The organism is Rhodanobacter sp. C05 (assembly GCF_002001165.1).
In the GTDB taxonomy this organism is placed as follows: domain Bacteria; phylum Pseudomonadota; class Gammaproteobacteria; order Xanthomonadales; family Rhodanobacteraceae; genus Rhodanobacter.
Genome location: NZ_MUNQ01000005.1, coordinates 401,947 through 427,771 on the forward strand (window position 1 = coordinate 401,947; position 25,825 = coordinate 427,771).

At 64.2% G+C, this 25,825-nt stretch carries 20 protein-coding genes and 1 tRNA gene; 17 read left to right on the plus strand and 4 right to left on the minus strand.

Going from position 1 to position 25,825, the window contains the following annotated elements; genetic code table 11:
- Positions 1 to 27: 27 nt before the first annotated feature.
- On the plus strand, positions 28 to 1,755 hold the full coding sequence (locus B0E51_RS01740; RefSeq protein WP_077443089.1) for a glycosyltransferase family 39 protein: 1,728 nt from the start codon (positions 28 to 30) through the stop codon (positions 1,753 to 1,755).
- The gene (locus B0E51_RS01745; RefSeq protein WP_077443090.1) at positions 1,752 to 2,072 is read left to right on the plus strand and encodes a tetratricopeptide repeat protein; all 321 of its coding nucleotides are present in this window, start codon (positions 1,752 to 1,754) and stop codon (positions 2,070 to 2,072) included. Before B0E51_RS01740 ends, B0E51_RS01745 begins: the two co-directional genes overlap by 4 nt.
- A gap of 18 nt (positions 2,073 to 2,090) precedes the next feature.
- Here B0E51_RS01745 and B0E51_RS01750 read toward each other — a convergent pair whose 3' ends face one another.
- Positions 2,091 to 2,984: a lipid A biosynthesis acyltransferase gene (locus B0E51_RS01750; protein ID WP_077443091.1), complete on the minus strand. Its 894-nt coding sequence runs from the start codon at positions 2,982 to 2,984 to the stop codon at positions 2,091 to 2,093.
- A gap of 78 nt (positions 2,985 to 3,062) precedes the next feature.
- Here B0E51_RS01750 and dtd point away from each other — a divergent pair, with 78 nt between their 5' ends.
- The 15 genes from dtd to B0E51_RS01825 all read left to right on the plus strand — a co-directional run bounded on the left by dtd (position 3,063) and on the right by B0E51_RS01825 (position 17,226).
- A complete protein-coding gene (gene dtd, locus B0E51_RS01755) occupies positions 3,063 to 3,503 on the plus strand; it encodes a D-aminoacyl-tRNA deacylase (RefSeq protein ID WP_077443092.1) in 441 nt (146 codons plus the stop codon).
- Between the two features lie 171 nt (positions 3,504 to 3,674).
- A complete protein-coding gene (rpoD, locus tag B0E51_RS01760; RefSeq protein ID WP_077443093.1) occupies positions 3,675 to 5,549 on the plus strand; it encodes an RNA polymerase sigma factor RpoD in 1,875 nt (624 codons plus the stop codon).
- A 154-nt stretch (positions 5,550 to 5,703) separates the two neighbouring features.
- Positions 5,704 to 5,779, plus strand: a tRNA-Ile gene (locus tag B0E51_RS01765).
- A 189-nt stretch (positions 5,780 to 5,968) separates the two neighbouring features.
- Positions 5,969 to 6,529: a sigma-70 family RNA polymerase sigma factor gene (locus B0E51_RS01770; protein WP_077443094.1), complete on the plus strand. Its 561-nt coding sequence runs from the start codon at positions 5,969 to 5,971 to the stop codon at positions 6,527 to 6,529.
- Entirely contained in the window at positions 6,526 to 7,308 is a 783-nt protein-coding gene (locus B0E51_RS01775; protein WP_077443095.1) for an anti-sigma factor, read from the plus strand. The genes B0E51_RS01770 and B0E51_RS01775 overlap by 4 nt, the downstream gene beginning before the upstream one ends.
- A 22-nt stretch (positions 7,309 to 7,330) precedes the next feature.
- Entirely contained in the window at positions 7,331 to 8,749 is a 1,419-nt protein-coding gene (locus B0E51_RS01780) for a deoxyribodipyrimidine photo-lyase (protein WP_077443096.1), read from the plus strand.
- Positions 8,750 to 8,945: 196 nt separating this feature from the next.
- Positions 8,946 to 9,845, plus strand: coding sequence for a fatty acid desaturase (locus tag B0E51_RS01785; protein ID WP_143525765.1), 900 nt, complete (start codon positions 8,946 to 8,948; stop codon positions 9,843 to 9,845).
- Positions 9,846 to 9,848: 3 nt separating this feature from the next.
- Positions 9,849 to 11,147 carry an FAD-dependent oxidoreductase gene (locus B0E51_RS01790; protein ID WP_077443098.1) on the plus strand — a complete coding sequence of 433 codons (1,299 nt, stop codon included), beginning with the start codon at positions 9,849 to 9,851 and terminating at the stop codon, positions 11,145 to 11,147.
- Positions 11,144 to 11,929, plus strand: coding sequence for a DUF1365 domain-containing protein (locus tag B0E51_RS01795; protein ID WP_254424360.1), 786 nt, complete (start codon positions 11,144 to 11,146; stop codon positions 11,927 to 11,929). The genes B0E51_RS01790 and B0E51_RS01795 overlap by 4 nt, the downstream gene beginning before the upstream one ends.
- A 19-nt stretch (positions 11,930 to 11,948) precedes the next feature.
- Entirely contained in the window at positions 11,949 to 13,235 is a 1,287-nt protein-coding gene (locus B0E51_RS01800) for a cyclopropane-fatty-acyl-phospholipid synthase family protein (protein ID WP_077443099.1), read from the plus strand.
- On the plus strand, positions 13,232 to 13,786 hold the full coding sequence (locus tag B0E51_RS01805; protein WP_077443100.1) for a DUF2878 domain-containing protein: 555 nt from the start codon (positions 13,232 to 13,234) through the stop codon (positions 13,784 to 13,786). Before B0E51_RS01800 ends, B0E51_RS01805 begins: the two co-directional genes overlap by 4 nt.
- Positions 13,783 to 14,565, plus strand: a complete 783-nt coding sequence (locus tag B0E51_RS01810; protein WP_077443101.1) for a DUF1295 domain-containing protein — start codon at positions 13,783 to 13,785, stop codon at positions 14,563 to 14,565. The genes B0E51_RS01805 and B0E51_RS01810 overlap by 4 nt, the downstream gene beginning before the upstream one ends.
- On the plus strand, positions 14,562 to 15,644 hold the full coding sequence (locus B0E51_RS01815; RefSeq protein WP_077443102.1) for a cyclopropane-fatty-acyl-phospholipid synthase family protein: 1,083 nt from the start codon (positions 14,562 to 14,564) through the stop codon (positions 15,642 to 15,644). Before B0E51_RS01810 ends, B0E51_RS01815 begins: the two co-directional genes overlap by 4 nt.
- Before the next feature lie 64 nt (positions 15,645 to 15,708).
- The gene (locus tag B0E51_RS01820; protein WP_254424361.1) at positions 15,709 to 16,233 is read left to right on the plus strand and encodes a lipocalin family protein; all 525 of its coding nucleotides are present in this window, start codon (positions 15,709 to 15,711) and stop codon (positions 16,231 to 16,233) included.
- An 87-nt stretch (positions 16,234 to 16,320) separates the two neighbouring features.
- Positions 16,321 to 17,226, plus strand: coding sequence for an alpha/beta hydrolase (locus tag B0E51_RS01825; RefSeq protein ID WP_077443104.1), 906 nt, complete (start codon positions 16,321 to 16,323; stop codon positions 17,224 to 17,226).
- 161 nt (positions 17,227 to 17,387) lie between these two features.
- Here the strand turns inward: B0E51_RS01825 and pbpC are convergent, their stop codons facing one another.
- The 3 genes from pbpC to B0E51_RS01840 all read right to left on the minus strand — a co-directional run bounded on the left by pbpC (position 17,388) and on the right by B0E51_RS01840 (position 25,793).
- The gene (gene pbpC, locus B0E51_RS01830; protein ID WP_254424377.1) at positions 17,388 to 19,796 is read right to left on the minus strand and encodes a penicillin-binding protein 1C; all 2,409 of its coding nucleotides are present in this window, start codon (positions 19,794 to 19,796) and stop codon (positions 17,388 to 17,390) included.
- A 62-nt stretch (positions 19,797 to 19,858) separates the two neighbouring features.
- Positions 19,859 to 24,853 carry an alpha-2-macroglobulin gene (locus B0E51_RS01835; protein ID WP_077443106.1) on the minus strand — a complete coding sequence of 1,665 codons (4,995 nt, stop codon included), beginning with the start codon at positions 24,851 to 24,853 and terminating at the stop codon, positions 19,859 to 19,861.
- 136 nt (positions 24,854 to 24,989) lie between these two features.
- Complete coding sequence (locus tag B0E51_RS01840; protein WP_077443107.1) at positions 24,990 to 25,793, minus strand: alpha/beta hydrolase; 804 nt, start codon at positions 25,791 to 25,793, stop codon at positions 24,990 to 24,992.
- Between the last annotated feature and the right edge of the window lie 32 nt (positions 25,794 to 25,825).

Sequence of the window (25,825 nt, forward strand, 5' to 3'; positions counted from 1 at the left end):
ACCCTGAATCCGCCAAGAGCCAGCCACGTGTCAGTCAGCGCCTATAGCCGTTCCGAACACCTGCGGGCCCTGTGGCCATGGCTGCCGTTATGGGTGCTGGTGGCCTTGCTGGCGATTTTTTCGCACGGGCCGATGCCGCTGTATTCCACCCGCACCCTGGCGGTGGCGTGGGAGATGTGGAGCCACGGCCACTGGCTGGTGCCGCATATCAACGGTCAGCCGTACAGCGAAAAGGCGCCGTTGCTGTTCTGGCTGATCCATGCCGGCTGGTTCGTGTTCGGCGTCAATGATGTCTGGCCACGCGTACTCGAGGTGCTGATCGGTGGCACCCAGCTGGTACTGATCTCGATGCTGGCGCGGCGGCTGTTTCCGAGCCGGCCGTGGATGGCCAAGGCGGCACCATGGATGCTGCTGGCACTGGGCTATGCGTTCCTGTTCGGCCTGCAGATCATGTACGACGTGCTGCTGGCGGTATGGACGCTGGCCGCGTTGCTGTGCCTGACTCCGAAGCTGCATCGGACCGAACCGCGCTGGCTGCTGTTCGGCCTGTGCATCGGCCTCGGCCTGCTGACCAAGGGCCCGGTGATGCTGCTGCACATCGTGTTTCCGTGGCTGCTCGGGCCGTTGTGGAATGACTGGGCACGCCAGCATCGTGCCCGCTGGTATGGCCGTGGCGTGCTGTCGCTATTGCTCGGTGGCGTTATTTTGCTGGCATGGGCGCTGCCCGCCGGGTTCTCCGGCGGCGAGGTGTACCGGCAGCGACTGTTCTTCACCCAGACCGCCGGACGTGTAGTCAACAAGCTGGCGCAAGGCAAGGACCTGCAGACTCACGCGCAGCCGTTCTGGTTCTACCTGTTCGGCCTGCCGCTGCTCCTCTTTCCGTTCAGTGGCTGGCCGCGGGTGTGGGTGGCCCTGGCCTGTCTGCGCCGGCCACTCGAGCCGGGCCTGCGTTTTGCCTTGTGCTGGCTGCTGCCCAGCTTCGTCGTGTTTTCGCTGATCAGTGGCAAGCAGCTGTATTACCCGCTGCCTGAATTCGGCGGCATGGTACTGCTGATGGCCGGCGCGATTGCCGTGCTGCGCGAGCGCCGTCCGGCCCTGGCCGACAATGGCTGGTTCGGTACCTGGCCGCTGGGTGTGGGCGGCATCGTGTTCGGCCTGCTGTTGTTTGCGCTGCCCGTGCTGGTGGCCAGCAATCGTCTGCATGGCGAATGGCCGGATGCAGCCGCACCTTACAGTCGCTTTTTCAGTGTGGTGTTCCTGCTGCTCGGTGGTTTGCTGCTGCTGCGCGGCCGCGGCGAACTGCGCCGGCTGGCGGTGGCTGGGCTGGTCGGCGTACTCACTCTCAACACCCTGTTCACCCTCACGCTGTGGTCTCGCTACGACCTGCAGCCGACCGCCCATCTGCTGGCTGCCGCGGAACAGGCACAGCGTCCGATCGGCTATCTGGGCAACTACGAGGGCGAGTTCCATTTTGAGGCCCGCTTGACCCAACCGATCACCGAGCTGTTCGGGGATCAGGCCGTGCGGGATTTCGCCCATGCCCATCCGGACGGCCTGATCGTGGTGCACCCGGGAAAGCTCGACGCCAACGACCTGCGCTACGCGCTGCTGGTGCAGCCATTCCGTTCATCGTGGCTGGTGGTCTGGCCAGCCGCCTCGCTAGCCGACCTGCGCGCCGGACTTGCTCCGCCGGAACCGACCCGACCGACCCAGGTCTACCCGGCTGACGCCTGGCGCTATCGCACGCAACCGTGAGTGCCACCTTGATCGCCAGCCTGCGCAAGCAGTGCGACGGCCCGCGCGATGGTGCCCTGCTGCGCTTCTCGCTGGGCAATGCCCTGCTGGGCGAAGGCGAGATTGACGCCGCAATCGGCGAGTTGCGGCGCGCCCTGGATTTCGATTCCGCCTACTCGGCCGCATGGAAGCTGCTCGGCAAGGCCTGCCAGCAGACCGGCCAGCTGCAGGCTGCGGCAGACGCCTGGCGCAATGGCATCGACGCTGCCACCAGGCGTGGTGACAAGCAGGCCGAAAAGGAAATGACCGTATTCCTGCGCCGGCTGGAAAAGCCGTAGGAACGCACCTGGTGCCGTTTACCCGCTCTCGCGATCGTACGGACTGACCAAGCCATCCGCCGAATAGCGCTTGTACTGCCACTGATATTGCGCGAAGGCCAACTCGACGCAGTCCTGCACGCCCTGGTTCAACGCGGCGCAGGCGAGTGCCGGGTCGGCATCGGTCAACCGTTCGGGCGCGGGCAAGATCTGGATGCGATACCCGGCACCGCGCGGCAAGCGTTCGGCAAACGCAAACAGCACGGTCGCGCCGGTACGTGCGGCCAACCGTGGCAACAACACCATGGTCAACGCCTGGCGATCGAAGAACGGCGCGAATTCACCTTCGCCGGCACGCGGCTTCTGATCCGGCAGGATGCCGACCGTGCCGCCGGCTGCCAGCCGCTTGTACAGGGTGCGCACACCGGCGCCATCGGCACGCACCTGCTCCGGCGCCAGCGCACCGCGCACCTTGCGCAGCAGACCCTCAACCGCGGCGATTCGCGGTGGACGGTACAGGATCGCCATCGGCGTCTTGCGGCACAGCCAGTAATTCAGCAATTCCCAGCAGCCCAGGTGTGGCGCCGCGATGATCACGCCCTTGCCGGCGGCCAGCGCGGCATCCAGCAACGCTTCGCCGCGCACCTCGCGCACCAGCGCCAGCGCGCGCTCGGCACCGGCGCCCCAGACCTTGACGATCTCGCTGACCGACTTGCCGCTCTCGCTCACCACCTCGCGCAGCAGCGCCGCCTGCGCTGCATCATCCAATGCCTGCCGCACGATGCGCAGGTTCACCGCCGTGTTCTGCACCATCTGGCCGCGCCGCCACAGCAGCACGCGGCCCAGTCCGCTGCCGATGCCATGCAAGACACGCAGCGGCAACAACGCCAGCAGGCGCAGCAGCAGATAGATGAGATAGATGTCGGCACGCATCCGCTCAGTTTACGGGAGCCGGCTTTCACCGTCCGCCATTGCGCCGTAAGCTGATCACCTCACTCCAAGCGTGCGGCCATGATTGCCCTGATCCAGCGCGTCCTTTCCGCCCGTGTCGATGTCGGCGAGGAAACCGTCGGCGCGATCGGACCAGGGCTGCTGGCCCTGGTAGCGGTTCAGCCGGACGACGGCGAGGTGCAGGTGAAGCGCATGCTGGAACGCCTGCTCGGCTATCGCGTGTTCGCCGACGAAGCGGGCAAGATGAACCGTTCACTCGCAGATACCGGCGGCGATCTGCTGCTGGTCAGCCAGTTCACCCTCGCTGCGGACACCCGCTCCGGCATGCGCCCCAGCTTCACCCGCGCCGCACCACCCGAACATGGTCGCCGCTGGTTCGAACGGTTGCTGGAACTTGCACGCATTGCGCATCCGGGGGTGGAAACCGGGCGCTTCGGTGCCCATATGGTGATCCAGCTGGTGAACGACGGCCCAGTGACTTTCTGGCTCGACACCGGTTGAGCAGCTGGGCACGGACTACGCGTGGCGCAGCCCGCAAAGCTACTGCAAGGTCGCGATTTGGCGTGATTTTTGCGTGCCCTGTTTGAACTTTTTCTCACTTGAAAACTGGTCAAAAAAGCAGCACATCGCTATAATGTCCGGTTCTTGAACCCCGCGGCGGTCGGTTAATTAATGAACAGCAAAGCTCCCCACGAGCAACAGTCCGAAATCAAGGCACTTATCTCCAAGGGTCTGGAGCAGGGCTACCTGACCTACGCCGAGATCAACGACCATCTGCCAGACGACATCGTCGATCCGGAGCAGATCGAAGACATCATGGCGGTGCTCAAGGGCGTCGGCATTGAAGTGCATGATGCCGCGCCGGACGCCGACCCGCTGGCCGACAAGGCCGGCAGCAGCACCGACGACGAAGCCGCCGCCGAAGAGGCCGTGGCGCTGCTGTCGGCCGTCGACGCCGAAGTCGGCCGTACTACCGATCCGGTGCGCATGTACATGCGCGAGATGGGCACGGTCGAGCTGCTTACCCGCGAGGGCGAAATCGCCATCGCCAAGCGCATCGAGGAAGGCCTCGGCCAGGTGCAGACCGCGCTGGCCAGCTTCCCGCTGACGATCGAGCTGCTGCTGGAGGAATACGACCAGCATCTGGACGGCAAGCGCCGCCTCAGCGAAATCCTGGCCGGCTTCCTCGATCTGGAAGAAGCCGCCGACCTCGCCCGCAAGGAGAAGGAAGCCGCCGCGCTGCTGGCACCGGAACCGGAACCCGGCGATGACGCCGAAGCAGACGACGACGAGACCGCCACCGAGGACGAAGAGGAGGCCGGCTCCAGCGGACCCGATCCGGAAGAGGTCAAGCGCCGCATGGAGCTGCTGCGCGACCATTACAGCAAGTTTCAGAAGGCCGCGCCGAAAGCCGCCAGCATCCTCGACAAGAAGATCGTCAAGCTGCGCGACCAGATGGCCGAGGAATTCCTCAAGCTCAAGCTGCCGTCCGCGCTGATCGACGGCTTCGTGCGCAAGCTGCGCGAAGTGGTCAACGACATCCGCCATCACGAGCGCGTGCTGATGGACATCTTCGTCAAGCAGGTGAAGATGCCCAAGGCCGAGTTCATCAAGGCGTTCCCCAGCAACGAGGGCAACCTCGAGTGGGCCGCCGAGCTGGGTCGCAAGCGCCAGAAGTGGTCGCCGAACATCAAGACCCACCGCGAAGCGATCGACGCCGAGCAGGAAAAGCTCGCCACCATCGAACGCAAGCTGTTCCTGCCGCTGATCGACATCAAGGACATCAACCGTGCCATGGCCAGTGGCGAGGCGAAGGCTCGTCGCGCCAAGAAGGAAATGGTCGAAGCCAACCTGCGCCTGGTGATCTCGATCGCCAAGAAGTACACCAACCGTGGCCTGCAGTTCCTCGACCTGATCCAGGAAGGCAACATCGGCCTGATGAAGGCGGTCGACAAGTTCGAATACCGTCGCGGCTACAAGTTCTCGACCTACGCAACCTGGTGGATCCGCCAGGCGATCACCCGCTCGATCGCCGACCAGGCACGCACCATCCGCATCCCGGTGCACATGATCGAGACGATCAACAAGCTCAACCGCATTTCCCGCCAGATGCTCCAGCAGTTCGGCCGCGAGGCCACGCCGGAAGAACTGGCCAAGGAAATGGAGATGCCCGAGGACAAGATCCGCAAGGTCTTGAAGATCGCCAAGGAACCGATCTCGATGGAGACCCCGATCGGCGACGACGAGGACTCGCATCTGGGCGACTTCATCGAAGACGGCAACGCCAGCTCGCCGATCGAGTCGGCCACCGAGACCGGCCTGATGGAAACCGTGCGCGACGTGCTGGCCGGGTTGACCCCGCGGGAAGCGAAGGTGCTGCGCATGCGCTTCGGCATCGACATGAACACCGATCACACGCTGGAAGAAGTCGGCAAGCAGTTCGACGTCACCCGCGAGCGGATCCGCCAGATCGAAGCGAAGGCACTGCGCAAGCTGCGCCACCCGAGCCGTTCGGAACAGCTGCGCTCGTTCCTCGACGTCGACTGAGCGCAAACTCACGGCAAGAAGACTGAAGAATCCCCGCCAGCGCGGGGATTCTTCGTTTCAGGGCACTCACTCAAGCCCTCACCCGGATACGCATGAACCGCGATCCACAAGTACAGTCACGCTCTCGCTACGGTAAACTTCCGCCTCCGCGCGCGGGCCTATAGCTCAATGGTTAGAGCAGAGGACTCATAATCCTTTGGTTCCAGGTTCGAGTCCTGGTGGGCCCACCACACATTCGTCCGAGAGTGTCCGTATGGCGTTTCGTATATACGTGGTCACCGGCAGTCGGGATGCCGGGGCGTCGGCACCGAGCCCGCAATCATGCAAGGGCGCGCTGACCACTTACACCTGATACCTTTGGCAGGCGAAACCGATGGAAACAACCGTCGGGCGGTTCGCGACTACCGGATGGTTTGCCCATGAGTGTCAGCAGCCCCGCTGAGCGTGACGAGCTGAATCGGCTGTTGCAGCAAGCCGGCCGCAACGACCAGAAAGCTTTTGCCGAGGTGTACAAGCGCACGTCGCCCAAGCTGTTCGGTGTGTGCCTGCGCATGCTGCGCGACCGCGGCGCGGCCGAGGAAGTGCTGCAGGAGACCTACACCACCGTGTGGCGCAGCGCCGGCAGCTTCGACGCGAACCGGGCCAGCGCGATCACCTGGCTGGTCACGCTGTCGCGCAACAAGGCGATCGATCGCCTGCGCCAGCATCGCGAGGAATTGCTGGACGACCCGTCGAGGCTGGACGAGACCGTCGACGAACAGCCCACGCCGGCGGCCGGTGCGGAAACCAGCCAGGAATACCAGCGGCTGCAACAGTGTCTCGATGAACTGGAGCCGCAACAGCAGAGTTCGGTGCGTGAAGCCTTTTTCACCGGCGCTACGTATAACGAATTGGCGACACGCTGCAAGGTGCCGCTCGGAACCATGAAAAGCTGGATCCGCCGCAGCCTCATGCAACTTCGCACGTGCCTCGATCAATGAATACGCCCATCGAAGACGGCAACAACAATCTGCGTTATGCCGAGTACGTGCTTGGCGTGCTCGACGCCGACACTCGTGCCGAAGTGGCGCATGAAGTCCTGGTCTCCGGCGAAGCAGCGACCGCGGTGGCTTTGTGGCAGCGTCGCCTGATGCCGCTGACCGACACCATCGGCGAGGTCACCCCTGCACCGTATGTATGGGCGCGGATTCACGACGCGCTGCAACTGGACGCACCCGCCAGGGTGACGCCACGCAAGGGCCTGTGGAATAACCTGCAGCTGTGGCACTGGCTCGGCATCGGTGCCAGTGCAGTGGCTGTCGCGCTGCTCGTGGTGGTGGCGCTGCCACGGCCGACAACGACGCCCACGGTGGTCAATGCCGGCTACATGGCCTCGACCATCCAGCAGGACAACGGCAGCACCGGCTGGACCGCCACGATGGACCTGCAACACGCCCGCATGGTGGTGGTGCCGGCCACGCCGGTTGCGCTCGAGCAGGGCCACGCGCCCGAGCTGTGGCTGATTCCGGCCGGCGGCAAACCGATTTCGGTGGGCATGATCGCGCGCGACAAGCCCACCACGCTGGCGCTCGATCCGGCCTTGCTTGCGCAACTCGGTCCGACCGCCGCACTAGCTGTTTCGGTCGAACCGATCGGCGGTTCGCCGACCGGTCAACCGACCGGTGCAGTGATCGCCAAGGGTGCAATCGGCGCCGCGCCGGATGCCGGCGGCAAGGTGGCCATGATTGGAGTCAGGCGAGCGGACCGGAACCGGGTCTAATCAAACCCGGCCTGATCCGCTCATGAGCACAGCCCTGGTCCTGTTCCGGCACGATCTGCGCCTGACCGACAACCCGGCGTTGAGCGCCGCCTGTGCGGCGCATGCACAGGTACTTCCAGTCTTCATTCACGCGCCTGGCGAGGATGGTGAATGGACCGCCGGCGCCGCCAGCCGCTGGTGGCTACACCATTCACTGGCAGCATTGGACAAGCGGCTTCGTGCACAGCATGCCGGACTGCATCTGCGCCAGGGCGACACGCTCAACGTGCTGCGCGAGCTGATCCGCATGAGTGATGCCACGGCGGTTTACTGGAACCGCTTGTACGAACCGACATCGATAGCCCGCGACACGCACATAAAGAGTGCGCTGCGCGAACAGGGCATCGAGACACACAGCCATAACGCCGCCCTATGGTGCGAGCCGTGTCAAATCGCGACCCAGCAAGGCGATCCGTACAAGGTGTTCACGCCGTACTGGCGCAATCTGCGGCCACAATTGCGAATCATCGAACCATGGCCCGAACCGATCCTGCCCGGCTGGCACAAGCTGCCGGGTGACTTGCCGCTGGCGGCGTTCGATCTGCTTCCGCGCATCCGCTGGGACAACGGCATGACCGATACGTGGCGACCGGGCGAGGCAGGCGCACAGGAGCTGCTGGAAATCTTCGCCGACGACGCCATCGGCGATTACGCGCAGGCACGTGACCTGCCTTCGCGTCACGGCACCTCGCGGCTGTCGCCACATCTGCATTTCGGCGAGATCTCGCCGCGGCAGATCCATGCCGAACTGGATCGCCGGGCCCAATCCGTCGAGGCAAAGCGACGACCAGATATCGAACCGTATCTGCGCGAGCTGGGTTGGCGCGAATTCGCCCATCACCTGCTGTTCCATTTTTCGCAAACGCCGACAGAAAACTTCAATCCGCGCTTCGCCGACTTCACTTGGGCCGCACCCGACGACGAGCTGCTCTCGCGCTGGCAGCAGGGTCGCAGCGGCATCCCGCTGGTTGACGCCGGCATGCGCGAGCTGTGGCACACCGGCTGGATGCACAACCGCGTGCGCATGATCGTGGCCAGCTTCCTGACCAAAAATCTGCGCCAGCACTGGCAGCACGGCGCACGCTGGTTCTGGGACACGCTCGTCGATGCCGATCTGGCCAACAACACGCTGGGCTGGCAGTGGGTGGCCGGCTGCGGCGCTGATGCCGCACCGTATTTCCGTGTGTTCAATCCGGTGACCCAGGCGAAGAAGTTCGACCCGGACGGCGTCTATCTCCGCCGCTGGCTACCTGAGCTGGCGGATGCGCCGCTCGATCTGCTGCATGAGCCGTGGAAGGATCCGTCACTGCTGAGCCGCAGCGGCTACCCGGCGCCCATGGTGGATCTGGTCAGCTCCCGGCAGGATGCGCTAACCGCTTATCAGGCCTGCAGAAAGCCCTGATCGGTTTGCAGGCCAGATTCCTGCCACGTCCATGCATCCACATCGCCAGTTGAGCCGTATCTGTCCATGACACGCAGACAGGTACGTTTCCATGGCAAGTTCCCGACTGATCCTGACACCGCTGCCCGACGGGATCGATCCGTCGGCTTCCGCTTCGACCGACTGTCCTGCGCGGCGCTCCTGGCTGGTCCGTACCATGCGTCGGTGGTTCGATACCGGCGTGGCCGTCGAGGTTGACGAGAGCCGTGAGGATCGCGTCGACTGGCTGCGTGCCGCCCCGTTCGTGGCAATGCATCTGGCCTGCCTCGGCGTTCTGTGGGTAGGCGTCTCTCCGGTCGCCCTGATCGTGGCCGGGTCGCTCTATGCCATCCGCATGTTTGCGCTGACCGCGTTCTACCACCGCTATTTTTCGCATCGCACCTTCCAGACCTCGCGTGCGGTGCAGTTCGTATTCGCGCTGATCGGTGCCTCCTGCGTGCAACGCGGGCCGCTGTGGTGGGCTGCGCACCACCGCCATCATCATAGGGTGACCGACACGCCGGCCGACCCGCATTCGCCGGGCGTTTACGGCTTCGTGTGGAGTCATGTCGGCTGGTTCCTGACTCCGCGCAACTTCCGCACCGACCTGTCGCGCGTGCCGGACCTGGCGAAATTTCCGGAGCTGCGCTGGCTCGACCGTTATGACATCGCCATTCCGGTTGTGCTCGCCGTCCTCATGTATGCGCTGGGCGTGCTACTGCATCACATGGCGCCGCAACTCGGCACCGGTGGCGGACAGATGCTGATCTGGGGTTTCTTCGTCTCGACCATCGTGCTGTTTCACGCCACCGTGACGATCAACTCGCTGGCGCACCGTTTCGGCAAGCGTCGCTTCGATACCAAGGACGATAGCCGCAACAACGTCTGGCTCGCGCTGCTCACCTTTGGCGAGGGCTGGCACAACAACCATCACTTCTTCCCTGGTTCGAGCCGACAGGGTTTTCATTGGTGGGAGGTCGACCTGACCTGGTACGGATTGAAGCTGATGTCGGCGCTGGGTCTGGTACGCGGGCTGAAGCCGGTACCCGCCTGGGTGCTGACCAAGGCACGGAGCTGAGCCATGCACATCGCCGTGGTCGGATCGGGTATCGCGGGGCTGGCATCGGCGTGGCTGCTGTCGCGCCGGCACAAGGTGACGCTGTTCGAGGCCGGCAGTTATTTCGGTGGTCATACGCATACGCATGACGTGGAGCAGCAAGGTCGCCACTATCGCATCGACAGCGGCTTCATCGTGCACAACCCCCATCACTATCCGCTGCTGACGCGGATGTTCGATCAGCTCGGCGTGGCATCGCAGCCGACCACGATGAGCTTTTCGGTGCACAACGAGGCCAGCGGGCTGGAGTACAACGCGGCCACGCTGGATACGCTGTTCTGCCAGCGACGCAACCTGTGCTCGCCCCGCTTCATCGGCATGGTGCGTGACCTGATGCGCTTCTACCGCGAGGCGCCGGCGCTGCTCGACTTCCCGGAAGAAGGCCCCACGCTGGGCGACTATCTCGCCGAACACGGCTACGGCGCCGCGTTCCGCGACGAACATCTGGTGCCGATGGCGTCGGCACTGTGGTCGTCGCCAGCCACGCAGATTCTCGGCTTTCCGGCGCGCTATCTGGCGCAGTTCATGGCCAACCACCAGATGCTGCAAATCAGCAATCGTCCGCAATGGCGCGTGGTCCGCGGTGGTTCGTCCACCTATGTGCAGGCGTTGCGCGAGCACTGGTCGGTGCGCGAACGGCTGAACTGCGCGGTGCGCTCGATCCGCCGCCATGCCGCCGGCGCCGAGATCACCAGCGCTGCCGGCGTCGAGCATTTCGATCATGTGGTTCTGGCTTGCCACAGCGATCAGGCACTGGCCTTGCTGAGCGATGCCGACGAACGCGAGCAGTCGATCCTCGGCGCGATGCCGTACCAGGCCAACGACACCCTGCTGCATACCGATGCCAGCGTGCTGCCGCGGCGACGCAAGGCATGGGCCGCGTGGAACGCGTGGCTGCCGCGTGATCCCGACGAGGCGTGCACGGTCAGCTACTGCATGAACCTGCTGCAGGGCATCGAATCACCGGAGCCCTTCGTGGTCACGCTCAACCGCACAGCAGCGATCGACCCGGACAAGGTGGTGGCCCGCATGCAGTACCACCATCCGGTCTACAGCCACGCGTCGGTGGCGGCGCAGAGGCGCAAGGCCGAGATCCAGGGTCAACGCCATACCTGGTTCGCCGGCGCGTACTGGGGCTGGGGATTCCATGAAGACGGCATCCGCAGCGCGGTCGACGTGGCTGCCGCCCTCGGCGTGCGCTGGCCGGTCGGCATGGGCGCCATCCACGCGGTCGAATTACGTGCCGAGGAGATCGCGGCGTGAACACCGAAGCAACCCATGCAAATTCGCCGCTGACGAGCGCGGTGTATGAAGGTGTGGTGCGCCATCGTCGGCTCGCACCGCATCCGCATGCCTTCGATTACCGGATGGCCCAGCTCTATCTGGATCTGGATGAAGTCGATCGCGTGTTCAAGCAGCGCTGGCTGTGGTCGAACGAACGCGGCAACGTCGCGCAGTTTCGTCGCAAGGACTATCTCGGCCCGACTGAACTGCCGCTGGCCGAGGCTGTGCGTCAACGCGTCGAGCAAGCCACCGGCCATCGTCCGGTCGGGCCGATCCGCATACTGACCCATCTGCGCTACTTCGGGCTGGTGTTCAACCCGGTCAGCTTCTACTACTGCTACGCCGAGGACGGGGTGAGCCTGGTCTGCATCGTGGCGGAGATCACCAACACGCCCTGGAAGGAACGCCACGCCTACGTGCTGCCGATCGAGACCGCACAGGTGCAGGGACGTGCACTGCACTGGACCTTCCCCAAGACCTTCCATGTGTCGCCATTCATGCCGATGGCGCGCGAATACGACTGGAGCTTCACCACGCCGGGCGACCAGCTGCATGTACACATGGATGTGCTGCGCGATGGCCGTCGCGAGTTCGACGCCACGCTCACCTTGCAGCGCAAACTCCTGACCGGCGCCTCGCTTGCCCGCGTGCTGTGGCGCTATCCGCTGATGACCGCGCAGGTGGTCGGCGCCATCCACTGGCAGGCACTGCGGCTGTGGCTGAAGCGCAACCCTGTCCACGATCACCCCGCTGTTTCCTGAAGCTGTATCGAGGTTCGCCATGAACGACATTGCCAAGACCGCCGACTACGAAAGCCCCCGAACCGGAGCCTTCGATCGCTTCCTGCGCCAGCAGTTGCTCGGTCAACTGAGCCAGCTGCGGCACGGACGATTGCTGTTGACCGACGATGGCGAGCAACTCGAATTCGGTGATGCCACGGCCGATCTGCAGATCCACATGGAGATCCTCGATCCAGCCTTCTACCGCGCCGTCGCCACCAACGGCAGCGTGGGCGCGGGCGCGGCTTACATGGATGGTCTATGGCGTTGCGACAATCTGGTCGGGCTGATGCAGCTGCTGGTGCGCAACCGCGACATGCTCGATGGCATGGAGAGTGGCCTGGCCCGGTTCGGCGGCATGGCGATGCGCGGCTTGCATGCACTGCGCCGCAATACACGCGATGGCAGCCGTCGCAACATCGCGGCGCATTACGACCTCGGCAATGATTTCTTCAGCCTGTTCCTGTCGCCGGACCTGATGTACTCGTCGGCGATCTGGACGGATCCATCCGACACGCTGGAAATCGCCTCGACGCGCAAGCTCGAACGCATCTGCCGCAAGCTCGATCTGAAACCGACCGACCGGGTGATCGAGATCGGTACCGGCTGGGGCGGCTTTGCGCTGTACGCCGCGCAGCACTACGGCTGCCACGTCACCACTACCACGATCTCGCGCGAGCAGCATGCGCTGGCCAGCGAACGCATCACGGCGGCAGGCCTGAGTGATCGCACTACCCTGCTGCTCAAGGACTACCGCGATCTCGAAGGCCAGTACGACAAGCTGGTTTCGATCGAGATGGTCGAGGCGATCGGTTCGCCGTATCTGGACGTCTATTTCGAGAAGCTTGGCAGCCTGCTGAAACCCGACGGGCTGGCGCTGCTGCAGGCGATCACGATCGAGGATCACCGTTATGCGCAGGCCTTGAAGTCGGTCGACTTCATCAAACGCCATGTATTTCCCGGCAGCTTCATCCCATCGATCAGTGCATTGATCGCATCGAAAACTCGCGCCAGCGATCTGGCGCTGACCCAGCTGGAAGACTTCGGCCACTCGTATGCGCTGACCCTGAAGGCCTGGCGCGAACGCTTCATGGCGCAGCTGCCGCAGGTGCGTGCGCAGGGCTTCGACGAACGCTTCATTTGCATGTGGGAGTTCTACCTGGCGTATTGCGAAGGTGGTTTCCGCGAACGCTCGATCGGTGTCGCACATCTGCTGCTGGCCAAGCCCGGCAACCGGCGCGCGGCGTTGCTGCCGGAGCTCGCACCGGCCGGCGGAATGCCTGCATGAAATTCTGGGCCAGCCTCATCGGCTATCAGCTGGTCTGGTTCGCCGCCGTAATCGGCGCCGGGCGCGGACTGGCGTGGCCGGGGATCGCCGGCATGCTGGTTTACGCCGCATGCCAGTTGGGCGCTGCGCGTCATTACAAAACCGATCTCTCATTGATGGCGACGGCGATCGTGCTGGGGCTGCTGGTCGATGGCGGATTGATCCGCACAGGGCTGGCCAGCTATGCCACGCCGTGGCCATCGGCTGCGCTGGCACCGGTATGGATTCTGGCGCTGTGGGCCACTTTCGCGATGACTTTCACCCAATCATTGAGCTGGCTGGAAACGCGTCTCTGGCTCGCTGCATTACTCGGAGCCATCGGTGGCCCACTGGCCTATCTGAGCGCGTCACGCGGTTGGCATGTAGTGAGCTTTGCCGATCCCGCGTGGTGCGGCCTGTTGTGGCTGGGCATCGGCTGGGCGCTGGCGACACCGGCGTTGGCGTGGCTGGCCAGACGCTGGTCGATCGACGCGACGCCGACAGCGATTTCCTTGCAAGGCGATGCGCCATGAATGCATGGATCCAACTGCTTGTGCTGTGGCTGCTTGCGGCGCTGATGATGAGCTTGGGCTGGCTGTGGCAACGCCCGCGATCCAACGCCGGCATCGTCGATGCGCTGTGGGCCGGCGGTGTGGGCGGGAGTGCCGTGCTGTTCGCCTTGCTCGGTGACGGCGGCCTCTGGCCGCGCGTGATCCTGGCCATGCTCGGCGGCTTGTGGGGAACGCGGCTGACTGCACATCTGTGGCAGCGGGTTCGCGGCGAGCCCGAGGATGGCCGTTACCAGAACCTGCGTGCGCACTGGCATGGCAGCCAGTTCAAGTTCTTCCTGTTCTTCCAGTTCCAGGCAGTGCTGATCGTGCTGTTCTCGCTGCCGTTCCTGGCGGTGGCACGCAACCCGCAAGGATTCGGCCCCTGGATGCTGATCGGCATCGCGATCTGGCTGGTCAGCGTGATCGGCGAATCGATCGCCGATCAGCAGCTCGCCCGCTTCCGCGCCAATCCGGCGAATCACGGGCGCACCTGTCGCGCTGGCCTGTGGCGTTATTCGCGGCATCCCAACTATTTCTTCGAATGGGTGCATTGGTTTGCCTACGTCTGCATCGCGATCGGATCGCCGATTGCATGGCTGACCTGGGCCGGCCCGTTGGTGATGTACGTATTCCTGCGCTGGATCAGCGGCATCCCGTACACCGAGACGCAGGCACTGCGCAGCCGCGGCGACGACTACCGCGCCTATCAACGCAGCACCTCCATGCTGATTCCCTGGTTTCCGAAAAGGAGCGAACCATGAACACCGCCGCCACGGCTTTCGACGAACTGCCGCAAGAGCATCCCGCCACCGGTCTGCTGGGCCTGGCCGAACGAGGTCGTCTGCCCGACGCGTTGTTGCGGCAAGGCATCCGCCGCATGTGCGCGCAGCGCCTGCGCGAGGAAATGGCGGGTGGACTGGATCAGCAGGCTGCGCGCTTTGCCGAACGCATCGACATGCTGCGGCACAGCCCGGTGGCGATCCACACCGACGCCGCCAACGCGCAGCATTACGAACTGCCGCCGGCGTTCTTCGAGCTGTGCCTCGGCAAGCGCCTGAAGTATTCCGGCTGCCATTACCCGCGCGGCAACGAGTCGCTGGATCAGGCTGAGGAAGCCATGCTCAAGCTGTATGGCGAACGTGCCGAACTGGCGGACGGCCAGAAGATCCTCGAACTTGGTTGCGGCTGGGGCTCGCTCACGCTGTGGATGGCCGAGCGCTATCCGAACGCCAAGATCACCGCCGTTTCCAACTCGAACCAGCAGCGCGAACACATCCAGGCGAAGTGCCGCAAGCGCGGCCTGTTCAATGTGCGGGTGATTACCCAGGACGTGAATCAGCTTGAACTGGAAGCCGCGCAGTTCGATCGCTGCGTCTCGGTCGAGATGTTCGAGCACATGCGCAACTACGAAATCCTGTTGGGTCGCATCGCCAGCTGGCTGAAGCCCGGTGGCAAGCTGTTCGTGCATATCTTCGCGCACAAGACCCTGATGTATCCGTTCGAAACCGGCGGCGAGGACAACTGGATGGGCCGACACTTCTTCACCGGCGGTCTGATGCCGGCCTCCGACACCTTGCTGTGGTTTCAACGCGAACTGCAGATCGAGCAGCGTTGGCATGTCGACGGCACGCATTACCAGCGCAGCGCCAATCACTGGCTGGCCAACCAGGATGCACGCAAGGATCAGGTGATGACCACGCTGACCGAAGCCTACGGCGCCAAGGCCGCGCCGCTGTGGTTCCAGCGCTGGCGCATGTTCTGGATGTCCTGCGCGGAGCTGTTCGGTTACGCCGACGGCGAGGAATGGCTGGTGGCGCACTACCGGTTCGTGCGGCCCTGACCGTCCGTGTCGGCTGTTTCATCTACCTCGGAGCTATCGCATGCATGTGTCGAAAACATGGTTAATGGCCTGTAGCCTGCTCATCGTCGATGCCTGCGCTCACGCCAGCAGCCTGCCGCCGATCAAGCCGGTCGCGCATGTCGACCTGCCGCGCTTCATGGGCACCTGGTACGTGATTGCCACCATTCCCACCCGATTCGAGAAGAACGCCTACAACGCGGTCGAGACCTACAAACTGCAGCCTGACGGCAGCGTTTATACCGCATTCCGCTTTCACAACGGTTCGTACGACAGCGCGGTGAAGGCGATCCATTCCACCGGCTTCGTAAAAGCCGGCAGCGGCAATGCCGTATGGGGCGTGCAAGTGTTCTGGCCGATCAAGGCGCAATACATCGTGGCGTATCTGAAGGACGACTACAGCCAGACCATCGTCGCCCGCGACGCCCGCGACTACACCTGGATCATGGCGCGTACGCCGACGATTCCACAGACCGATTACGACGCGCTGATGATACGCGTCAGGCAGCTGGGTTATTCGCTCGGAGACGTGCGCAAGGTCCCGCAGCAGTGGCCTGAAGCGGACAAGTGACAGCCACCGGTTGCGTCGTGTACTGCGCAACCTTCTGACCATGACGTTCAAAGCACAAGAAACAAGACCATCGGATAGTGACCGCCAATGCATGACTCTGGATCGCCCCGTTTTCTGCATCACTACGTCCGAACGGCCGCGAACTCTCTGCTGACACTGTTGCTCTGCGGGTGCCAGGCTGCGCTGTTCTCGGCAATCAACGCGACGTCCGGCGATAGCGGCCTTGATGTGCGTAGCGGCGTGGTTTTCAATGTCGACCACCAGCTGGCGCTGGACGTGTATGCCCCCCACGCGACCCGTCATGCACCGGTGGTGGTGTTCTTCTATGGCGGAAGCTGGAAGAGCGGCAAGCGACAATGGTACCGATGGATCGGCGAGGTTCTGGCACGGCACGGCGTCGTCGCGGTGATCCCCGACTACCGCAAATATCCGCAAGCGCGGCTCGACGATTTCATGCGCGATGCCGCAGACGCAGTGGCATGGACCCATGCGCATGCTGCCGATTTCGGAGGTGATCCGGACACGTTGTTCGTGATGGGGCATTCAGCCGGTGCACACTTGGCTGCGTTGCTGGCCACCGACGCACACTGGCTGAACGCAGTCGGCATGCGCCCCGCACAACTGTCCGGATTCATCGGCTTGGCCGGACCCTATGATTTCCTGCCTTTGACCAACCCCGACTTCATCGACATGTTCGGTCACGACCGGCAATCGCAGGAGCGTTCGCAGCCGGTCTTCTTCGTGGACGGCGACGAGCCGCCCACGTTATTGCTGCAGGGTGAAAGCGACCATATTGTCGATCCGCGAAATGCAAGGTCATTGGCCAAGCTGCTTCGCGACAAGGGCGAGCCGGTCACGCTGCGCATGTATCCGCACATCGGTCACACCGGCCTGCTGTTGTCACTGTCGCCGCCGTTGCAGGGCATCGCACCGGCGTTGCACGACACTCTGCAGTTCATTCACGAACGTATCGTCGCACCTGTGGATCGTTGAGCGCTTTATCTTCGATGCCAGAAGTGCCGATAAACAAACCTGCGTGCTGATATGACGAAAGCCTGTATCTAGGCCAGCAGGATAATAAAAGTGAGTCAAATTGCGAGTCAGTTTCGCAAGACGACTTATAAATACGTCGACCTGACAGCAACTTAGATCAATTATTCGATTGATGGTGGGCCCACCACATGCAATGCGATGGTCGCGAATGCGCCATCGCCGGCCAGTGCGGTCACACGGTAGTCGCCAGTCGCCTGCATCAGAGTAAGCAGCATCTTGGCGTCGCCTTCGCTGCTGCCCTGCAGGCGGCCGTTGAGCAGCCATTGCACCGTGCCTTGGGCGCCAAGTGCCTGCAAGGTCACACGTAATGGTTTGTTGCTGTTTGGCGCCTTGCGCAGGGTGACGCCATCGCTCAGCCCGGCGATGCGAATCGGCGCAGCCACATCAAGCGAATCCGCCGCACAGCCCGGTGCCAGTGGTGGCAGTGCCGAGCTGGTACGGTCATCCACACTCAGCCAAGGCGTAACGAGTGTCGGCCAGCGTGCCAGCTGGACCCTATGTTCATGACGGGCGTGACAGGCAGCGCTGAGACGCTGGCCCTGGTCATTCATCCGCAGACTGACCAGGCCTGAAGCCCACGCACCAAGATCGCGCTCGGCAAACGTAGGCGGCAACGCCTCGTCGAGTACCCATGCCGTGCGCCGCTGACGGCACAGGTTCGCCGGAGTGGCATTGAAGGCCGTGCCGAGCGGCCAGCAGATGTCGACCGCGCGCACGCTGGCTGGTTGCGCGGCATGCGCGCGGCCGCCACGTTGCGGCAATATGTCGACGACCTGGAACAGCAGCGGCAGCGCGGTCACTGCGCCGTACTGGCCCGGCGATGGCGTGCCATCCGGCCGGCCAATCCACACGCCGATCGTCCAGCGATCGGTGACACCGATCGCCCAGGCATCGCGATAGCCGTAGCTGGTGCCGGTCTTCCAGGCAACGGCGTCATGCCGATTGATCGTGCCTTCCAGCGGTGCGCCTTCAGCATCAGCGGGGTTGTGCGCGAGGATGTCGCGGATGATCCATGCCGCACCCGGCGACAGCATGCGCCGCGGCTGCATCGGTTGTTCGGGCGTGTAACGCGGTGTGCCGGCAATGCCGCCGTTGGCGAATGCGGTATACGCACCGACCAGATTTTCCAGCCGGGTGGACGCACCGCCGAGGATGATCGACAGGTTCGGCTTGGCCCCATCCGGCAGGCCGAGGTCGATGCCGCCGTTGGCCAGTCGCGCCACGAAACGGTTTGGCCCGATCCGGTCCAGCACGTCGACCGCCGGTACGTTGAGCGAACGCTGCAGCGCCTCGGCCACACTGACCGGCCCGCTGAAGGCCTCGTCGAAATTGCCTGGCTTGTAGCCGCCGAAATCCTGCGGTGCGTCGACCAGCAGGCTTTGCGAGGTGATCAAGCCATCATCGAGCGCGAGGCCATACAGGAATGGCTTGAGCGTGGAACCGGGCGAACGCGGTGCACGCACCATGTCGACATGACCAAGCCGGATTGGGTCGGCGAACTCGGCGGTGCCGACATAGATGCTCGCTTCGAGTGTGGCGTTGTCGACCACCAGCAAGGCCGCCGATGTGCGTGCCGGCAAGCGCGCGAGATAGGTGGAGACGCGATCTTCCGCGGCTCGCTGCAGATCGGCATCGATGGTGGTGGTGATGCGCCGCACCTGTGGTTGCTGCTGGTGCAGTCGCTCGGCCAGCAATGCGGCGGACAGTGGTGCGCGCAGCGAGCGCGCGACCACCGGTTCGATCGCCGCGTCACGGACCTGTGCAGCACTCCAGATGCCGAGATCGTGCATGCGCCCGAGTACCTTGTCGCGCGCGGTGCGCGCCGCCTCGGGATGACGATCCGGACGCAGCCGGCTCGGCGATTGCGGCAGCACGGCGAGCAGCGCGGCTTCGGCGCGCGAGAGCTGGCTGGCCGGCTTGCCCAGGTACGCCCACGAAGCCGCCTCGACACCTTCGATCGGGCCGCCGAACGGGGCGTGGTTGAGATACAGATCGAGGATCTGCGCCTTGCTCAGATGCGCTTCGAGCTGCAGTGCACGGAAGATCTGCTGCAGCTTGCCACCGAAGGTATGCGGACGAAACATCCCGGAGCCGGGCTGGATGATCCGCGCCACCTGCATGGTCAGGGTGGAGCCGCCGGAAGCGACATGCCCATGCAACAGGCCACTGGCAAGACCGCGCGCCAGCGCATACGGATTGACGCCCGGGTGACGATAGAACCAGCGATCCTCGTAATGCAGCAGCGCCGTGAGATACAGCGGCGAGACCTGCTTCGCGGCAATCGGATAGCGCCACACACCATCGCTGTCGGCGAATGCACGCAAGGGCGTACCGTCGCGCGCCAGCACCACGGTGCTGCCGGTGTCCGGCGCGGGCAGGTGCAATGGAAACAGCCGGTCGAACAGCAGCGCGATGAGCAGCAACACGAGCAAGGTGATTGTGATCGCGCGCAACCAGCGCCGCAGGCGTGCGCGGCGCAACGGGACAGGCATGGGTTCGGAAGACGCCATGGTCATGCTGGATCGATGGCGGGCAGCCACGAGGACGAGTCCGCGCGGCTGCCCGATGATCCCTACGGCTCGATCACGGTCAGCTGCGCCGGCGTGACCGTGCCGATACCGCGCAGCGCCGGCCGATACATGTCCTCCACCAGCGGCGGCGGCACGGTATAGGTCCCGGGTGTTACCGCACGCACCAGGTAGAACACGTGTGCCGCATTGCCACGGCGCAACCTCAACGCGGCGGCATAGCGGTCGTCGCGATATTCCTCGTGCACGATGTCGGCCGCGCCGGTGTGCTGGTCGAGGTTGATGCCGTCGATCACGATGCCCTCCCACTGCTTGGCGCCATCAAGATTGAGGTTCTCCACCTCAAGTCCGCCCGGCAACAGGTCGGTAACCAGCGCGTCGGCTATGTCCATGCGCGCCTCGATGGTCAGCTCGACGATCAGGGTGTCGCCTTCCTTGAGCTGGTTGCCCGTCCACGGCTTGCCATCGGTCGTGAAGTAGCTGCGCCGCACGTCGACCTGGCTCGGATCGGCCGGCGGTGCCTTCTGCGGAATGCCGGCCACATCAAGTGTGGCAAATACCGTGGCGGTGCCGACCGGCTGCACGGTGACGCCGGCGGCCAGCTCGGCCTGACTGAGCTCGCGTGTCCACAGGTGCTTGTCTGCCGGCGCCGACTCGCTCTTGCCACCGGCATTCACCGTGACCGCCAGCGGCGCATCCTTGGCCGCATCGAATGCGCGGGCGACGCGGGCGATCGCCACCTGCTCCTGCGTGCTCATGTACGACCACGACCAGTGGTAGTACGGGATCTTCTGCTGCATCGCCTGTTCGCGTGCGCTGGCGTTGCGCGCCCAGTCGATCAGCCTGGCATCGTATTCGGGTTTGCTCATGCCATAGCTGTGGGTGAGTGCGACCATCATCGCCAGATCGCGCAGGTCCGAACCGTAATCGCCGACATACCACGGCCGTTCCTTGCTCCAGGCGAACGCTTCGGCGATCGCCTTCTGCGCGCGGTCATTGTCGCCCATCAGCTTCAACGCGATACCGAGATGCACCAGCGGCAACGGCCCGACCAGTTTCTGCCGGTCGTTGTCGAAGATCGCGCGCAGCGTACCCAGCGGCGCACGGTTGACCCGCGCCAGCACGAAGCCGGAGTACGCCTCGTCGGCGATGCGCAGGTGATCGTGTTGCTCATAATCGTAGTACGGGTGGCCACCGGCAAGCAGGTCGTCGCTGAGGCGCTGCAGCGACTTCTGCAGCACGTCCTGCGGCACCGCGAAACCGGCGTCACGCGCATCGAGCATGAAGTCGACCACGTACGGGGTCATGAAGGTCTCGATCGGGCTGGTACCACCCCAGAAGCTGAAGTGGCCGTTGCTGGCCTGGAACGAGGCGATCCGCGCCAGCGCTCCGTCCACTGCAGCCTTGCGCACATCGTCGCTCATCGCATAGACGCCGAGCGCCTTGGCCGTCTGGCCATCCAGGATAAGCGCCGCATAACCCTTGCTGGTGGTCTGCTCGATGCAGCCATAGGGATAATCGAGCAGATTGCGCAACGCAGTGTTGTACGGCAGCGGCGGCAACGTGCTCAGGGTGAGCTGGGCACGCACGGTGGCGGGAACAAGCCCTGCTGTCGCGCCGCCATCCAGGCGCATCGGCTTGCCGCCCTCGATCGCCATCGGCACGGTTTTCACCAGCTCCGGCCAGGCCGGGCGCACGGCAAACTCGAAATGCCGGTCGACCTTGTAGTCGTTGAGTTCGGCGTGGATGTCGACCTTGGCCACGGCGACACCGGCGGCGGCAGTTACCGGCATGGTGAGCGTGGTGCCCGCACCGTCCTTCAGCGGCACGCTGCGGCTGGCGTTGTCGATCGCGATCAGGCCATCGCCCTTCACCGAGACTTTCGCCACGCCATCCTTGCCGGAAAGGTTCTTCAGATCCAGGCTGATGCGCGCCTTGTCGCCGGCCGCCATCACCCGCGGCGTGCTCGGCTCCACAACCAACGGCGCGCGCACGACGATGCTGCCGTCGGCATTGCCGTAGCGCGCATCGGTATAAGCCAGTGCGGCGAGGCGCAGGCTGCCATTGAAGTCAGGCACATCCACGTGCAGGGTGGCCTTGCCTTGTGCATCGAACACGGCAGGGCCGGCGAACAGGTCGACGATCTGCACCTTCGGATTCAATCGCGTGGCATGCGGCAACGCCTTGCCGCTCATGTCGCCGCCGTAGCGCAACTTGGCCTCGCTGCCATCCATCGCCTCGATGATGCGGCTGTACAAATCGTAGGCATCGATGCCGAGCGCACGCTTGGCGAACATCCATGCCCAGGCGTCAGGCACCGGATAGTCGGTGATGTTGATCACGCCCTGGTCGACCGCCGACAGCGTGACGTACGCCTGCTTGCCGGCCAGACCGGTGGCCTGCACGGTGACCTGCAGCGGATTGCCCGGGCGCATCATTGCCGGCGCGTCGAGCTTGAGCGGTATGCGGCGATCGTTGCGATCCATCGTGACGTGCTCGATGCCCATCGCGCGCGCCGGCGTGGTGTGCTCGTCCGCCTCGCCACCGCGGAAAACCAGGGCCACCACGTAGACATCGTGGCGCTCCCAATCGGCAGTCACCGGGATCTCGAAGGTGGCACCGTCCTGGGCGTCGATGTTGCGCGTGTAGAGCATGTGGTCGGATTCGACCAGCAGTACGCCCGGCCCCGGATGCGGCGCGGTGACGGTGACCTTCATGGTGTCGCCGGCGCGATACCGCGCCTTGTCCAGCGCCAGCTTCACCTTGTCCGGGCGTGCCTCCTTGCCGAGGTTCTCGTCATCCCAGCTGTAGCCGGCGAAGAACGGGAAGGTGGTGGTGAGGTTGGTCTGGGGATCGAACACCTGCAACTGGTAGCCACCCCACTCGACCGGAAAGTCGACCTGCACGCGCTGGCCGGCTGCGACATCGATGTCCTTTTCCTCGATCAGCTGCAGATGCTGGTTGTTGGTGGATTTCCAGCTGTCGCCGTGTTCGTACAGCCAGTAGAAGTCGCGCAGCTCGCGTTGCAGGCGTACCTTCAGATGCGCGCCGGCCACCAGCTTGCCGTCGGCATTCGCGCGCAGGATCTCGAAGCCGGCATGGCCCTCGCTCTCGGCACCCTGCTTGGGATCGAACAACGGGCGTACGCCGACCAGTTCCGGCGCGGGCCAGTAGATCTTCTTCATCACCCGGGTGACGGCGCGACCACCGGTTTCGTACACACTGCCGGACAGGTTCACGGCCAGCGGCGCCAGCGGCTTCACGTCATCGGGCAGGTTGACGTCCTGCTCAAGCTGGCCTTGCGCGTCGAGCTTCGCGTCCACGGCATCGTCCGCGCTCTTCGGCAGGTCGATCAGCGGATCGCCGAAGAAGGTATCGGGCAAGGTGGCCAGCGGGTGCACTTCCGGCGCGATCAGCAGCTTGCCGGTGAAACGGTTGCCATCGGCTGGCGCACCGTAGAGATAACTGGATACCACCTTCAACTTGAGCGGCTCACCCGGCATCAACCTCGGCTGCGGACTGGACATCTCCACCTTCAGGCGCTCGGGCAGGAACTCCTCGACGTGGAACGGGAACGCCTGCACCGCTTCCTTGCTGGCCGGGTCGAGGCGGAACTCCAGCTGCCACAGACCGGTCGCCGCATCGGCCGGGATGGCCTGGCTCAGGTCGAAGTAATTGAGTTCGCGCGGCTCGAGCCGCTTGTCGACCAGGCTGCGACCATCCGGCTGCTTCAGCCGCACGAACAGCGACTGCTGTTTCATCGGCTTGCCGTCGTAATCGCGCAGCAAGGCGGAGGCATGCAGCGTCTCCCCGGGTCGATACAGGTCGCGACTTGACCACGCGAATACCTCGAACGGCACCTGCTTGCGGCCGGTGATGTCGAAGTTGGAAACGTCCAGTGCCGGCCGGTTGAACGGCAGCACCGAGACGTCCTTGTCACGCCGTGCGATCAGCACATCGGCCGGGTTGATCTTGTAGGCGATCAGCGCGTTGCCGCTGGCATCGGTGATCGCCTTGAGCTTGCTGCTGCCGCTGTCGTCATCGATCTCCACCGCCACGCCGCTGAGCGGCGAACCATCACGCAGCGAGGCGACATGCAGCAACACATTGTCGCGATACACACGCAGATGCAGGCCCAGGTCGCTGACGAAGAAGATCGATGTATCGTAAGAACCCTTGAACGTGCCGCCCTGCTTGACCACGGCCATGTAGACGCCGGGTTCGGCCAGCTGCTTTATGTCCTGCACCGGCAGATAGGTCACGGTGCGTTCGTTCTCGTCGCCACCCAGCGTGTAGTGATTGGCGTAGACCGAATCGGCCATCTCGGTAATCGGGCGCTTCAGGCGACCGCCTTGTTCGCACAAGTCCCAGTTGTTGACGTCGTGGTCGAGCTCGTAGTTGTCGCGGTGCTTGTTGGCGGGATAGGCGCAGAACAGGTCCGACAGCGCGTCGTCGTGCACGTGGAAGAACTCCACGTCGGCGTCGTGCACGTTCACCGACACCAACGGCAGCCCGCGCGCCCCACGCGCCGGCAGCACACTGCCGTGAGAGGCGAAGCCGACCGCCGCCGGCAGGTTGCCGGAGTACACGTCATGCTTCACCTCATGGCCCAGCGTGCGCCCATCGGCTGCCAGCAAGGCCGCCTGCATCTGTACCGCGTAATGCGCGTTCGATTGCACGAACGGAAAGCTCAGCGTCTTGCCGTCGTCCTGCAGGCTCCAGCTGCCGCTGACCACTTCACCGTTCGGACCGGTCACCGCGATCAGCGTGTCGAACGCCTGGGCCGAGGCCAATGCAGCATTGAAGCGCAGGGTCAACGCGGTACGCGAATCGCTCGATTCCGAACTGGCCGAGACCAGCGCGAAGACAGACTTGGCTGCCCCGTGTGTCGAAGCACTGCTGGCTGGCGCGCCCTGCAGGGCCGGTCTGCCCTCCTCGGGACCACGGTGACAGGCAGTGACGGAAAGGCACAGCAACAGCGAAACAAAGGCGCGCAGCATCGTGCGGCGCGAGAAGCACACGAACGGCAAACGTGACATGAAAACCTCTCCCTAGGCTAGTGGAAGAGTATCGCCTGAATTCATGGCAGCGACGAGGCGCCGGCGGGGCGTACAGATTTCAGAATCGGGGCGCCATCGCGGCAACATCGCGCAAGACCATGGATGCCGCTTTCGTTCACACGCGCCGACCCAGCCAGTCACCCAGCTGCATCAAAACCTGGCTGCGCCCGGGTTCGGCTTCGTTGAACAGTTCGTGGTAGAGCGTGGAGAAAAAGCGCGTGGTCAGTTGCCCGGTCGATGCTGCCTTGCGGGCGAATGCGCGGCTGCCGGACGGATCGACCAGTTCGTCGCTGTCGGCCACCAGCAGCAGGGTCGGCACTGACAGGCTGGCGGCATCGGCGATGCATGCCGGGCCGCTCTGGAAAATGAAGTCGGCCAGCCGCGGCGTGATCGAGCCGGTGCGCAACGGGTCATTGCGGTAGGTGACCGCCACCAGCGGGTCGTGCGACAGCTTGTCGAACTTCAGGCTGCTGCGCAGCGGCAGTCGAGGCGCGACGCGGTTCAACACCCGCGCCAGTCGCACCAGCCATGCCGGTTCCCAGCTGCGCAGTGCCGGCGAGGACAGCACCAGCGCCGGCGGAGTGATGCGTCCGTCCAGCACGGTACGCGCAGCGACCAGGCCACCCATGCTGTGGCCGAGCAGCAGCGGTGCATGCGGCAGGCTGTCGGCATAGTCGATATAGACCGTGGCCAGATCCTCCGGCAGGTCGTCGGCATGACGCAGCGCGCCGCGCTGGCCCGGCGTCTGTCCATGGCCGCGCTGGTCGTAACTGCGCACGGCATAGCCGCGCTGGTTGAACCATTGTGCCAACAGTTCGTAGCGGCCGCTGTGTTCGGCCAGCCCGTGCACGATCAGCACCGCACCACGCGCCTGCGGCTTCGGCCAATCGCGCAGGAACAGCTGCTGGCCATCGGCCATAGTCAGCCAGGTCGGTATTGCTGCGCTGCCGG